This is a genomic window from Leptolyngbya sp. Heron Island J, from assembly GCF_000482245.1.
In the GTDB taxonomy this organism is placed as follows: Bacteria; Cyanobacteriota; Cyanobacteriia; order Phormidesmidales; family Phormidesmidaceae; genus Leptothoe.
Map to the genome: position 1 here is coordinate 1 of NZ_AWNH01000035.1, position 13,437 is coordinate 13,437.

Consider the following 13,437-nt stretch of genomic DNA (forward strand, 5'->3'; position numbering starts at 1 on the left):
CCTTTCGCTGACCTATCTATGTCGCAACCTAAGGCCGGTTCACTTATCGTTTATCCGCGGATACTTCCTCTCACCGGGGCACCGAATTGGGGCTCTCAGTTCCCTTCGGCTTTATCCATCGCTTCACACCCCATCGTTACCGATGACGCATGGATGAATTGAGGACTCACCTAGACACTGGTTTGGCTATTGCAATGTTTCACAACAGCACTCGTTCGAGCGACTTCGTGTCGCACAGGCTTGGGATACTTTATCCTATTGCTACCCCGGTTTGCATCCATTCTCGGGGTAGCTGAATCTTGAGCTTTGGTTTCTTCCTAAACATCTGGAGACCAAAGCTTATGTTTCTCAATATGACTGAAGGCGCTGTGGCGTCTACGCTTGCGCTTGGGACCGACCCACTACCCGAGCATCAATACGAAACCGTCCGGCACCTGGTATTTGGCAGTCTTACGGCAGTGCGGCTAACGATTCAGGATCTGCACAAACGACACTACGCCGAACCTAACGACTGGAGTAAACCAATTTCGACCGGACGCCCCAATGAGGTAATGGCGATTTTGACCAAACGGGTAGCAATTAAGTCGTAATACAATCTTCCCAAAAGACCGCAAAGCTTGTAGGAATCTATCTCATTGCCCCCAGTTCTGGTAGGGTTGATTCTCTAACCAAAAGATATTTCTTTGCTCAAGCAACGGTCCCAGTGGATTCAGGTTATCCAGGCCCCCCAAATTCCTGATTTCTAGGGGCTTTGAGTCTTGTTCCCCCCAGAGTTGGGGGGCTAGGGGGGCCTGGATAACTGATGGCTTCTTTACCAGTTGTCGTATTAAGGAGTATTCGTTGGTAAACGGATTTTCCTCTACCAATTTCTGGGGGCTAGGGGCAACCAGTCATCACTTAAAGCTACCATATCCATAAACCCAGCAAAGAGAGTTTACAAAAAACGCTTCCTATTCTTTAACTACGTTTGAATTGTCTTCAGCAGTACCTAAAACGCTTCTAGTTCAGCAATCTCAGAATTATTAGGTAGCTCTGCAGTGTTCACAAATTCAACAAAGGCCTCATTTAAAGCTGTATATCCCTGAGCATTCAAGTGCAATTCATCCTTGCGAAAGTCTTCTGCTAACCGTCCTTTTTCATCGGCAATGGCAGAAAACCCATCAAACACAAACACCTGGTCATCAGCTAAAGAGTCAATGTAGCCATTGACTTCATAAATAGCTTGGACTATGTCGTCTGACCAAACAGGCTGGCGCATAAGGGGAACTTCGCCCACTGGAAGAATCGTGCTAATAATAACAGTTGCACCTAATTCCTTAGCATCTTCAACCATCTGGCGAATGTTGGCACGACAGAGATCGATAATAACATTGCGCTCTTCGGGCATCAGTGGAATGACCTTTAAATCATTCACGCCAACTTGAATGACAACAACATCAGGCTCTAACTCGCTAACGTGAAAATCAAAGCGCTGGCTAGTTTGCGCAGATGTTTGACCACCCACACCACGATTAAAGAATTCGTATCCTTCAATACTAGGAGCTGGCCAGTCTGCGGCTCTAGAATCTCCAAAAAAAATTACTCGTTTGTTCTCTCCCTTATCTTCCAGTTTGGGCTTTGGGGTATAGTAACTGAGTCCTAGTGGATCTAAGCGAACTTGGTTGAGTTCAACATAGTATTTTTTGAGCTGTCCATAGAGGAAAAAATTGAGTGCTACTGAAGCACCTACAGCAGGTATCCCCAAATACAACAGTAGTGAGCTAACCTTGACCAATTTCATAGGGCCGTGTGCGTGATGGGTTCGACTTGAACGGGAGCGGTGTGATGGAGCTTGAAGACTAATGTTCCAGCCTAATTTGTTCCAAGTTGTAGTCAGCGAAACTAGTATGGATGCCCTGAATTGATGAGTGGTGGGTGTTTCCTGACGGCTTTAAAGGTTTGGAAAATCTATGTGAGGCTAGGGTATGGTAGCCGCATTACTAGAGATTGTCAGTCACATTTTGGTAGAGCTAATAATCGTAGCTTGATCAGCATGATTAAGTCAGGGGCTGTCAAGTCATAGCTGATTACCCTGTAGGCATTGGCTAAGCTGACGACAGACCAGTTTAATATTCACTATCCTGGTGTCTGAATCCGAAAAAATCAGTTTGCTCTATGGCTCCTGAGACTACGTTATTTTTTCCACCCCAACCCAAGCCGTTATTGATCCGGCTGGTGCAAAGTGTTTCGTATCTGGCGCTGCAGAAGCTGTATCGCTGTGGTCTAGTGGTGTCTGATGACGATGTGGCTAAGCTGCGGGCCATTGATGGGGCGCGGGTGGTGTATGTCTGTAATCATCCCACGATGGAAGATGGCATGGTGCTGTTTGGCTTGGCGGCGCGGGCTGGCCAGCTGTGGCACTATATTGTGGCACGGGAGTCGTTTAAGGGACTCCAGGGCAGGTTTTTGCAATGGATGAATTGTTATTCTATCCGGCGGGGTTTGGGGGACCGGGCAAGCATTGCTCAGACCCTGAGTTTGTTAAAACAGCCCCATGCCCAGGTGGTGATTTTTCCGGAAGGGGGCTGTTCCTATCAAAATGATACGGTGATGCCGTTTCGGTCGGGGGCGATTCAGATGCCGCTACAGGTGATTGCTCAGCTGACTAAGAAAATGCCTGATGTTGATCTGTATGTTGTGCCGATCTCGCTGAAGTATCGCTACACTGAGCCGATGACGGCGGTGATTGCGGCAACGCTGCAGGGGCTGGAGCAGGAGCTGGGTTTAGTACCGGCTGATCCGGATGATTTTTATCAACGACTGCTTGCGATCGCAGCCATCATCATCACCCGTATCGAAACCGAGTTTGGCCTCACCAGTGCCCCTGAGCAAGACTGGAATGACCGTATCAAGCGTCTGCGACACCATGTGATTGCCCAATGTGAGCAGCAGCTCAATTTAGAATCTAATGGTGCTCCCATTCGAGAACGGGTATATCGGGTGCAGGCGCTGCTGGAGTCTGAAGAACCGAAAACGGTGGCGGAAGATGACGCGCTCTATTGGACCACGGTACGGTTACTTAATTTTGATGCCATCTACGATGGCTATGTGGCGGCTGATCCAACCCCGGAGAGATTTCTCGATACGCTGATGCGACTAGAACGAGAAGTTTATCAAATCGAACATATTCAGCCTAAGGCTCACCGGCAGGCTATTTTTCGGGTGGGTACACCAATCAATTTGAAAGACTATGTGCAAGACTTTAGACGCGATAAAGCTGGTACGGTCAATCGACTGACGGAACAGCTGCGGGCAACGGTGCAGGAGAATTTGGACGTGGGATAACAGCAACCAATCACTGCTCTCTATTCAAAGCCGGTTTCGCAAATATCTCCTAGGTTGTCGGGGCAGGTTTCGGTGTCAATATCGATACCGCTAAGATCGAGTAGCTGCCATTCTTGTTCCACGGTCGGGGTGAGAATTTCTCCGATGGGGCTGATGTCGGTCACTGGATTGTAGGCAACATTCAGTGACCGAATGGTGGGAATCTGGGCGATGGGAGCCAGGCTGTTAATTTGGTTGTAGCTGATATCCAATGTGGTGAGCTGGGTCAGGGCTGTGAGGGGGCTAATGTCCTGTAGCTGAGCATTGGCCAGACGTAGGGTCTGTAGCTGATTGAGGCTGGCAATGGGGGTTAAATCTGGAATGACGTGGCCGCTGAGGTTGAGGTCGGTGAGATTGGGGGTTGCGATCGCAATCACCTCCAAATCAATCCCTACAGGAAAATCAACCATCAAACCGTTATCCGGTAAATACGTTGTTTGTAACTGTGGACCTCTCAGCACTCTTACCACTGTCAGTTGTTGTTCAGCCTCACCACAGTCACTAACTGCCAGCACTGCCATCAGAGCATCCATCGTTTGCCAGGCATAGGGGCGACTATACAGCCCACCGTTCCAGTTTCCGGACACTCCCTGAAATTCCTCACACAAATCTGTAAAGGTCGGTTCGATGGATTCCTCAGCACTGGCCGCAACCCAGACTCCAGTTGTACCCCAGACAGCGACTATGCCAGCCAATACATTGATTGCCAAATGGTTGAGTTGGAGCATACTTCCCTTCTGTGCATTAGCCTCAACAGCATTGGACCACCAAATCAACCCAGGGTCCATAACCCTTTAATAACCATTTATATTTGGTGTTTAGTGAGCCCCAGGCAAGCTAAAAAATGCGGTCAGTGAAAATCTCTTTGGCTATCACTGATACACGAGCAAAAATGACCCTGTAGATTACAGTAAAACAGCATACAGAACAGTTACGGCCGTATCAAAAAGCACACAGGTTTCGACGCTAAATATTCCGGTAAACTAATCGCGCATTCTCAGCATGATCGGATCAAGCTGCTACCATAGGAGAGAAATCAAGTCCGACATCTAGGAGCCGGTCGCAAGATTGTCCCATTGCCAACTAAAAGGCAGGATTCTCTTGTTAAGAGATCAAGTAGGGTCGCGTCTATCGAGGAATTACGGATTTTAATGCCGTGATATAAAAAGGCTCGATAAATTCTTCCGCAAATTCCGTATTCATTGCTTCATGATGTGCGGAAGACCCTATGTGCCCAGGGTAATCTTAATATCAGGTAGTCTTGTCAGTCAGGTTTTCTATGGAAGGAGCGCAGCCATCGCTTCAAAACCAGCAGCGTGTCCTTGCCGCAATTGTGGTAACTGATGCTGTCGGTTTTAGTGCCCAGATGTCCGCTGATGAAGAACGGGCACTGGGAATTATCAATCGAGATCTTAAGCAGATTGCTGGCCTATGCAATGTGTTTAAGGGTCAAGTACTTAAATCAACTGGCGATGGTCTGTTGATGTGCTTTTTTAGTGCAGCTCAGGCCGTTGCTTGTGCACTAAATATTCAAAAAAAATTGCGTGGTGATAGTAAGCGCGATAGTTTTGACCATCGCATTGGTATTCATCTAGGCGATGTCTACATTAACGACTCAGATGTCATGGGGAATGGCGTTAATATTGCTGCCAGATTAGAAAGCTTTGCTGCTCCCGGTGAAATTTGTGTTTCCCAGGTGGTCTACGACGTCGTCAAAAGTCGTTTAGAACTAGACGCCACGTTTCTAGGGCCGTTAAACCTCAAAAATATCCAAGAATCAGTCCCGGCCTATCAACTCCGACCTGCGATCGAGATCGATGTGTGCGATGGGGAACTGACCCGCCCCTTCTTTGCCGAAGGGTTTGAGGGCTATGTCTTTGATAGTCCCCTCGAACAGGCTCTACAAACCTTGGAGGACCATGTTGACCATCTACGAATCAAAAAGCTGATCTTTGGCACCTGTCAAAATCTGTGGGAAAACGACATCACGGTCCTGGATCAGTTTTCGTTACAGCATCTGATCGAATCCTTGATGCAGCGCAACCCGACGGTGGAACATTGCCGGGCAAGCCTGTACCGCATTGTGGCAACCCTCAACCACAAAGAGGTTTACTCTGATGTGGCCGAGGTTATTTTGCAAGCCATTACGCCACTATATATTGAGCGGGCTGCTAACCTGCTTCCGACTGATGGAGACGCATCGACACTTGTTGATGCGGATGTGGCCGACTTGGCAGAAGATGAGGCCAAAGACCGCTATCAGCAAGTGGCCGATGAACTTGAGCGCGATCCGCAGCTCATCCGGATCAAAAAGGTGCTTTACTGTCTCTGTCATAAAGTTTGGGAAGCCGACGTTCAAAAAATTGAGCAGGCGGATACAGCCACCTTGGTCCAGCAGCTTTATCAGCTCACACCGACGCCCAACGACCTCAAATTTCGGCTACGTCACCTGCTGCATCATCTCAATCGCAAGGCGAAATATACCAAAATCGTCAACATCATTTTTAAGGCCTTTCATCCCCTATACAGTGCCCAAACTGAGTTAATCCCCATGTCCACACCGGGGTTAACCAATGCCAACGACACGGACAGCCCAGAAACTTGTTTTGGGGATCTGCCGGTCGGCATCCACCCCGAAAATACCGTAGCCTTCTCAGCCAAATCTTTAGAAGGTCCCGCCATGGGTGATATGGCCCAGGTTAAAGATCGCGCTGATCTGTTTGAGCTTAGACTTGACATCATCAAATATTGCAGCCCGCTGCGGGCCAAAATCTTGCTGCACTCTACGCTTTACAGTCCCTTTACCGGCAGTTCACAAGAATGGTCATTATTACGTAGTAAAACCTTAGAAGACTTTTTACGAGAGGTCTTTAACTATTGTTCATCCTTCCAAGACCTGGAGAGCAAGCTGTCCATCATCGTCCATTGCTTAGAAGACACCGATGAAAACGAGCCAGTGGTCACTGCTATTCTCAATGCCATCAAGCCCTACTATGCTGAGCCCAGTCAGGTCGTTACCCCTGTAGATAGTGGTCGCGCCACCGTTCCTGTCGTTACGTCTATGAGGCCTGCATCCTATGGATAATGCTGCTGAGCTACTCGCATGTTACAACAGTGGGCAAAAAGACTTTAGTGGCCTATGTTTAGCGGGTTTGCAATTCCCAAAATCAGATCTGATCGGTGCTAATTTTTCCAAGGCTGATCTGGAGCGTACAGATCTGATGTTCTCCTATTTAAGCCGGGTAAATTTACAGCAGGCTAATCTCAGCCATGCCAACTTGAGTGGTGTCAATCTCAACCAGGCCAATCTGATCTATACCAACTTAAGCGACGCCAACCTCCACGGTGCCAGCTTACAAGGGGCAGATTTACGGGGAGCCGACCTCACCCTGGCCGACCTATTTGATGTGAATTTAGCTGATGCCGATTTGCGCAATGCGGATCTCAGCGGGGCCAACTTAACCGGGGCCTGTTTGCGCGGTGCTAACCTGCGCCAGGAATTACGCAGCGAGCAAACCATTTTACGCGGTGCCCATCTGCGTCAAGTTGATCTGCGCGGGGCTAACCTCAAGGGTGCGGATCTGGCTAATGTGGATCTCAGCGGCGCTAACCTGAGCGAGGCCTTTCTCAAAGATGCCGATTTGCGCAATGCCAATCTGAATGGAGCCAATTTAAAGGGTGCTTCATTGGCAGATGCCCAGTTGGAAGGGGCCAATCTGCGCTATGCCAATCTCACCCGCACCCGTGCTCAGCGGGCAAACCTGTCCGGTTGCGACTTTACTGGAGCCAACCTGAAGGGGGTTAACTTTACCGATACTAAGCTTTGCGGTGCCCAGCTATTCCAAATTGTCATGGCTGATGCCCGCCTGCTGCGGGCCGACCTAAGTCGGGCGAACCTGAGTGGTGCCAACCTGACCCAGGCCGACCTCACCAATGCTTACCTGGGGCGCACAAATTTGGGTGGAGCTATTCTGAGGGACGCTATTCTCTATAAAGCTGAACTCAGCAGTGCCAATCTAGCGGATGCCCAGTTTTCTGGAACCACCATGCCTGACGGGAAGGTGATCGATTGATTTGCCGAGCTTGAGGATGCACCGGCCCCATCTGTGATGATGGGGCTGATGGTGAGGGCACTGTTGTTATCTCGTTTTAACCTTGAGCGGTTGGGTGCGATCGCTTTGCGGTCGTCTGGCCAGGGTGCCAGCACCCATGATGCCCATCGCCAATAGAGCTGCCAATGCAGAAGGCTCTGGTACGCTGGCGGCAGATGTAGTACGCTCATTCAGTGTGGCTAATGCCAGGTCACTGACAAGAGTGTAGGCAGCTGTGGTGGGATGAGTATTATCCCAGAAGAAAAACTCATCTGGGTTGTCACAGATGCCATCAAACGCAAAGCCTGGTTGGAAATTAATCAAACAAGACTCATCAACGTTGGTCAACCCAAACTCATCTGGGGCCGTTAGAATATCAGCGAACAATGTGTTCACATCGAGAGTGGTGATAGTGGTATCAGGTCGGCTCGTGCCAAAAATATCTAGCTTGGCGGATAACAATTCATTGTGGGTAAATGCGAGACCATTAAGGATTTCAGGAATGTCTAACGGACTTTCAGCATCTAAGAAATCAGCGAAGGGAGCTGCACCAATATCAGGTAGATTCACAACTAAAAACTCCTGAGCACCTAAATCGCTTAGGCGAGTTATGCCGTCAATAATATTGTCGGTAACAACATTGGGTAACTCCTCCTGTGACACTCCTCCTAACGAAGTTGGATTAAAAAAGGCTTCGTTATAGTCATTGGCACCGACCCAGATAATATTGAGAGCATTGGGATCAACGGGAACAATAGTGGAGAGAGCTGTGAAAGCATCCAGCTGATCTTCAAACCCTAAAAACGGATTGTTATCGACTAAATCCTGCAACTCTGGGAACAGAGTTGCCAAGAACTGAAGATCGTCATCTAGGATATGGGTATCTGATGATAGTGCTCCAGAAAAGGCAAAGTTAATGCCTTGAGTCGGGGGTGGGGTGGTTGTAGGGTTGAGCACCAAGTCAGTGACTAGCGTTGGTGACAAGCCTAATGCGTCAGCCAAATTCTCAACCCAGATCGGTCCGTTAGAGTTTTTCTGATCGTAAGGTGGGCTGGGAGGAATTGCTGGCAGGCCCAGAGGAGAAAATAAGGCATCGCTAGTGTTAAACAGATTCCCTGAGTCGACTAGACTATCGCCAAAAATGTTTAAACCTGTGAATGAATCAGCCCTTGCTTCCGGAGAAATTAGGCAGGATAGAATCACACCCCCTGCAGCTAACAGTTTCTTCTTCATGCCTGTTTGCTGCGCTCAACACAGCTTTATGTAAAGTACTTTAGTCAGGAGATGTTGACTGAACTGATATCAATATTATTTGACTCGTTCTACTCCATTTATAAGGGGGACTCTGTCTTTTACTCAAGCAGCTCCCAACCCTTTTTAATGAAAACCCTGTAAAGTTTGAGAATATAGACATGAATTTGGGATGAAGTGGCTGGTTTTCTAGGACGAGGTCGATGATGCCATGGAGCGTTTGACTTTCGTGTCCATCCCTGGCTAAGCTTAAGAACTTCACCATAGGAGAGATCTGAGTCTAGAACGAGGTCAAATACAAAGGGCTGAAACGTTTTGGGAAACCATTGATGTAACTTACGTCCCAGGGTCAGCCGCAGGAAAAATTCAATGACCAGCGGTGTAGAACGTGGGAATGAGTAGTCTGATAGGTCTTTAAGGGCATGGGCCTCCGGGACTCGCTGTTGGGAGAACTGGGGTAGTACCTGGGACCAGTTGTCCTGAAATTGGTCGAGCAGCTGGTTGATGATTTCGATATCTTCCAGGGATGAGTTGCAACCTTGGCCGATGGAGGGGGAGACGGCATGGGCGGCGTCACCGACGAGTAGGATATGTTCGCCTTGGTGGAAGCGATCGCACTTGACGCTCACCAGGCGAGCCACTGGACGATGCAGTAGATCCTCCGCTTCTGCTTCACTCATGAGTTCTCGAAAGACTGGCAGTTTCTCGTCAAAATAGGCCAGAATTTCTTCTTTACTCGTAAATTCTTCAAAGGGATTGTTGTCTGCATTAAAGATAAATGCACCGTGGAGCTTATCGCCGGGCTGCGGGGCAAGAACAATACGGCTGTTGCGACCCAGGTTAGACGTATGGATACGCTCGGGAGCTAGCTCTATATTTTTGTCTGGGTTGGTTCTGGAGAGAAAAATGGACTTGTAGGCATCAGGAACATAGATTTGTTCGCAAGTGAGCCCGTGGTGGTCAGCGAGTTGTTGTCTGACTTGAGATCTGGCTCCGTCAGCGCCGATCAGGCGATCATAACTGATGGAAAAAGGATGATCGGTGGCGTTGAGGAAGCTGACGGTTTGTTGATCGAGCCGCTGACAGGTACAGTTGAAGTGCAGTTTGAGAACACTGTCTGGATATGTGCTGGTTAGCTGTTCGAGCAGGGCTAACACCAGGCGGTTACGGTCAATGGTCAGTACGGAATTCTTGCGTTGGATATCGCGGGTTTTGGTGTTGTTGTGGATGACGGTGCCCTGACAGATGATGGCATGGGGTGCGATCGCTGCTTCTAGTCCAGGGATGGCCTGCAATGCTTTGCGGCCTCGTTTTTGGAGAGAAATGGGAAATGAACGTTGTTCGTCAGGGTTGACCTGGCGTGGGTCGGGGCGGCGATCGTAAATTTCGATGTAGTATTGCTGGCGACGCAGCAAGTAATGGGCTAGCAAGAGCCCTGCAGGACCTGCTCCGATGATTACAATTTTTTGTCGGGACATGGCAGATTGAATAGGCATGCACCATTAGAGTATCGCGTTGGCCATCCGATCAACACCGTAGGGTGTGCACCGCTCACCATTCAATCGTTTTAGCGATGCGCCAAGAGCTAATCAAGGCAATCACGCATCCATAAAGCCTTTTAGTGCCGCAACGACGGGTTTGACAACTGGATGATCGATAGCCTCTTCGAGGGCTGTGCTGCCACCTTCTTTAAGGGCGTTGATAACGCGGGCTTTGAGTGTAGGGTTATTGTCAACGGATTCGACTAGTTTGGCAGTCATCATGGTTTGACCGACGGGTGTGGTGGGGTCGTAGTCGTTTTCGAGTTGGGTGAGTAGAGTTTTGATATCTTTAGCGGCTTGGGTGAGGTCTTGGCTGTTGTTGATTTGGGTGTTGATTTTGTTGCCCATGACTTTGTCTCCTGCGATGTTGTCACCGGAGCCGTATTGGTGGATGGTGTTGCCCATGGTTGGTTTTCCCGGTTTATGGATTAGTTTGAGGACTTGGTCAGTGTGGAGTGGCAGTATGGCGTAGGTTTGGCCATGGTTGTCGTTGAATTTGACTTCGTAGACGTTGGGGCTAGTTCCTCGACGAGAGTACCGACTTGGCCAGCAGTAAGATTATGTTCTGGTAGGGCAGATTTTAAGGCAATACGTCGATTAACTTTAGGCAGGCTGGCAAATTCATAGGAATTAGTCGATTAATCTTAGGATAGTTTTAGATTTCTTTGTTTATGTGCCTATTTTATCTCCTTCTATATAGTCTCCGGCAACATTGTCTCTATTGCCTTGTTGGATGATTTTAGTAGGAGTGTTATTGACAGAAATGCTTACTCCGTCTCCAGTGTTTTTTATTTCTACTCTCTTTTGTTTGAGTCGTCGGATTTCAATAGGATCGTAACCGTCAAGAAGTTGCCGAAGATTGAGTTCAAGCCTCAGCTTGCCAATGACAACGCTCTGTTTGCTCATGTCTTCTAGACCCAGTAGTTCTTGATAGTCAAGGGGTGGATGATCAGGATGATTAGGGACTGGTACCCACTCGCTGGGCTTGGCAAAATTGGCATGGATTTTTTTGAAGACATCGCGTATGAGTCCGAGAAAAAGCCTTCGGGTGGATTCTTTGCCGCTGACAGCGATAAAGATTTTGTTGTCAGCTGGGTCGGCTTTAACACGAGCGACATTATAGATTTCGTCACCTTCTGTGTAGGCGAGCATAACGCCACTACGCCAGTAAGTTTCCTCATGGATTTTTTCATGAGTGAGAACGATAAAGCGGGAAATGATGCTGTCGGGGAGAACAGTATAGTGATACTGAAACTCTAAGGTATCGCCTTCCAGGTCTGTGTCTTCAGGTTCTTCTTTGGGAAGAATACCAGGGATTAAGTAGCGATCAGGACTACATTCGGGCAACTGAAAACAGAGCTGGAATTCTTTCATCAGCTCGATGAGGTAAATATGACGATGCTCTGGGTAGCGCTCAGGGGGGAGTATGCGAATAAGATCGGCCCGGGTAAGTTGACCTTTTGATTCAGTTTTTAGGTCATCATCACTGAGCAGTGTGTAGATGCCTGTAGTAACCCAGTCAGGATTAAGCACATGAGTGTATTTGAGCAAGGGATGATCACTGTAATTAAGCACTAAACCCAGGTTATGAAGTAAACCAATGAGTTGAGTTTGGTCTTTTTCCTCTTCAATACCTTGTTGCTCACAGATATTTTCATACTTAGAGTATTTGATAAAGTCTTTATCTAAATTTTCAAGTCGCTCTTTAACTTCAAACCAGGAGAGCGGTAACAGATCGTAGACCTCTTTTAACTGGCCGACTTCTGTTAGGATTGCTTGATTGAGGTCATCGATCCCGACTCCCTCTAAACAAGACGTTTCGAGGATAGCTTTAATATTGGAATATTTATCTCGTAGGGCTTTTCGGTTAATGTCGAAGGGTTGTTCATCACGCTTATTGCCAACAATGATGACGGGAGAGCTATCGCCAAAGCTTTTAATAAGTTTGAGCCAGTACTCTAAACGGTTTTCCTCTTCGCTGGTGCGACAGTTGCAGACGAGTAAATAAAGGCTACGCTTGGTAAGAAAAAACTGGTGGGTGGTGTGATAAATTTCTTGACCACCAAAGTCCCATACGTTGAGACGAACATCTTTCGTGTTGACGTTGATCATCCAGTTGGTGACGTTGAGCCCATCGGTTTTTTTTTCGTTGGGATTGAAGTAATCGTTAATAAGACGGTTAATAAGAGAGGTTTTGCCGACGCTACCCTGTCCCACGAGAATAAGCTTAGCTTCGTTGAGAGGAAGCACTTTCCCGCTGCGAAGCTGTTGACAGTAGTTGAAAATTTCAGATACAGGGCCCGGATCTTCATGGTCTTCTGGGGGGCCAAGGATTTCTGGTGCAATCGGAAGTAGATTTTGACGAATATCCAATTGTTCTAAGTGCTTTGAGCTTTCTAAGCTTTTAGGGATCTCTTTAATTTGGTTAGAGAAGAGGTCGAGCTGAGTGAGTGCCTGTAGCTGAGCGATAGAATCCGGAATCTCTTTGATTTGGTTATAACTGAGGTCGAGCTGAGTGAGTGTCTGTAACTGAGCGATGGAATCTGGAATCTCTTTGATTTGGTTAGAGAAGAGGTAGAGATGAGTGAGTGCTTGTAGCTGAGCGATGGAATCTGGAACCTCTTTGATTTGGTTAGAGATGAGGTAGAGGTGAGTGAGTGTCTGTAGCTGAGCGATGGAGTCTGGAATCTCTTTGGTTTGGTTATAGCTGAGGTTGAGATGAGTGAGTGTCTGTAGCTGAGCGATAGAATCCGGAATCTCCTTGATTTGGTTAGCGCCGAGGTAGAGGTGAGTGAGTGTCTGTAGCTGAGCGATGGAATCTGGAATCTCTTTGATTTGGTTAGAGATGAGGTAGAGGTGAGTGAGTGTCTGTAGCTGAGCGATGGAGTCTGGAATCTCTTTGATTTGGTTGCAACTAAAGTCAAGATGAGTGAGTGCCTGTAGCTGAGCGATGGAATCTGGAATCTCTTTGATTTGATTGTCGGCGAGGTAGAGGTGAGTGAGTGTCTGTAGCTGAGCGATAGAATCCGGAATCTCTTTGATTTGATTGGTGAAAGCTATGAGAGTGACTAAATCTTTTAGTTGGGCTATCCAGTCAGGAATATTTTCTAGCAAATTACCACTCAAATCTAAGGAATAAGGATTTTATAGTATCCACATTTGCACAGGTAGGATAGCCTAAAAAATAGGTA

At 47.8% G+C, this 13,437-nt stretch carries 10 protein-coding genes; 4 read left to right on the forward strand and 6 right to left on the reverse strand.

Annotated elements, in window-relative coordinates; genetic code table 11:
- Positions 1–341 precede the first annotated feature (341 nt).
- Positions 342–590, forward strand: coding sequence for a hypothetical protein (locus tag N836_RS49415; RefSeq protein WP_023072172.1), 249 nt, complete (start codon positions 342–344; stop codon positions 588–590).
- A gap of 398 nt (positions 591–988) precedes the next feature.
- Here the strand turns inward: N836_RS49415 and N836_RS49425 are convergent, their stop codons facing one another.
- Positions 989–1,780, reverse strand: coding sequence for an SGNH/GDSL hydrolase family protein (locus N836_RS49425; protein WP_023072174.1), 792 nt, complete (start codon positions 1,778–1,780; stop codon positions 989–991).
- Positions 1,781–2,154: 374 nt separating this feature from the next.
- Between N836_RS49425 and N836_RS49430 the strand changes: the two genes are divergently transcribed.
- Positions 2,155–3,324, forward strand: coding sequence for a 1-acyl-sn-glycerol-3-phosphate acyltransferase (locus N836_RS49430; protein ID WP_023072175.1), 1,170 nt, complete (start codon positions 2,155–2,157; stop codon positions 3,322–3,324).
- Positions 3,325–3,344: 20 nt separating this feature from the next.
- Here N836_RS49430 and N836_RS73165 read toward each other — a convergent pair whose 3' ends face one another.
- On the reverse strand, positions 3,345–4,091 hold the full coding sequence (locus tag N836_RS73165; protein WP_161634959.1) for a leucine-rich repeat domain-containing protein: 747 nt from the start codon (positions 4,089–4,091) through the stop codon (positions 3,345–3,347).
- Between the two features lie 551 nt (positions 4,092–4,642).
- Here N836_RS73165 and N836_RS49440 point away from each other — a divergent pair.
- Together N836_RS49440 and N836_RS49445 are read left to right on the forward strand one after the other, a co-directional pair.
- On the forward strand, positions 4,643–6,448 hold the full coding sequence (locus N836_RS49440) for an adenylate/guanylate cyclase domain-containing protein (protein WP_023072177.1): 1,806 nt from the start codon (positions 4,643–4,645) through the stop codon (positions 6,446–6,448).
- Complete coding sequence (locus tag N836_RS49445) at positions 6,441–7,436, forward strand: pentapeptide repeat-containing protein (RefSeq protein ID WP_023072178.1); 996 nt, start codon at positions 6,441–6,443, stop codon at positions 7,434–7,436. The genes N836_RS49440 and N836_RS49445 overlap by 8 nt, the downstream gene beginning before the upstream one ends.
- Before the next feature lie 66 nt (positions 7,437–7,502).
- Here the strand turns inward: N836_RS49445 and N836_RS49450 are convergent, their stop codons facing one another.
- The 4 genes from N836_RS49450 to N836_RS49460 all read right to left on the reverse strand — a co-directional run bounded on the left by N836_RS49450 (position 7,503) and on the right by N836_RS49460 (position 13,372).
- Positions 7,503–8,687, reverse strand: coding sequence for an SGNH/GDSL hydrolase family protein (locus N836_RS49450; protein WP_023072179.1), 1,185 nt, complete (start codon positions 8,685–8,687; stop codon positions 7,503–7,505).
- A gap of 119 nt (positions 8,688–8,806) precedes the next feature.
- A complete protein-coding gene (locus N836_RS49455; RefSeq protein ID WP_081716837.1) occupies positions 8,807–10,183 on the reverse strand; it encodes an FAD-dependent oxidoreductase in 1,377 nt (458 codons plus the stop codon).
- A 120-nt stretch (positions 10,184–10,303) separates the two neighbouring features.
- Positions 10,304–10,651: a hypothetical protein gene (locus tag N836_RS0137730; RefSeq protein ID WP_023072181.1), complete on the reverse strand. Its 348-nt coding sequence runs from the start codon at positions 10,649–10,651 to the stop codon at positions 10,304–10,306.
- A gap of 264 nt (positions 10,652–10,915) precedes the next feature.
- A complete protein-coding gene (locus tag N836_RS49460) occupies positions 10,916–13,372 on the reverse strand; it encodes a COR domain-containing protein (protein WP_023072182.1) in 2,457 nt (818 codons plus the stop codon).
- Positions 13,373–13,437 lie beyond the last annotated feature (65 nt).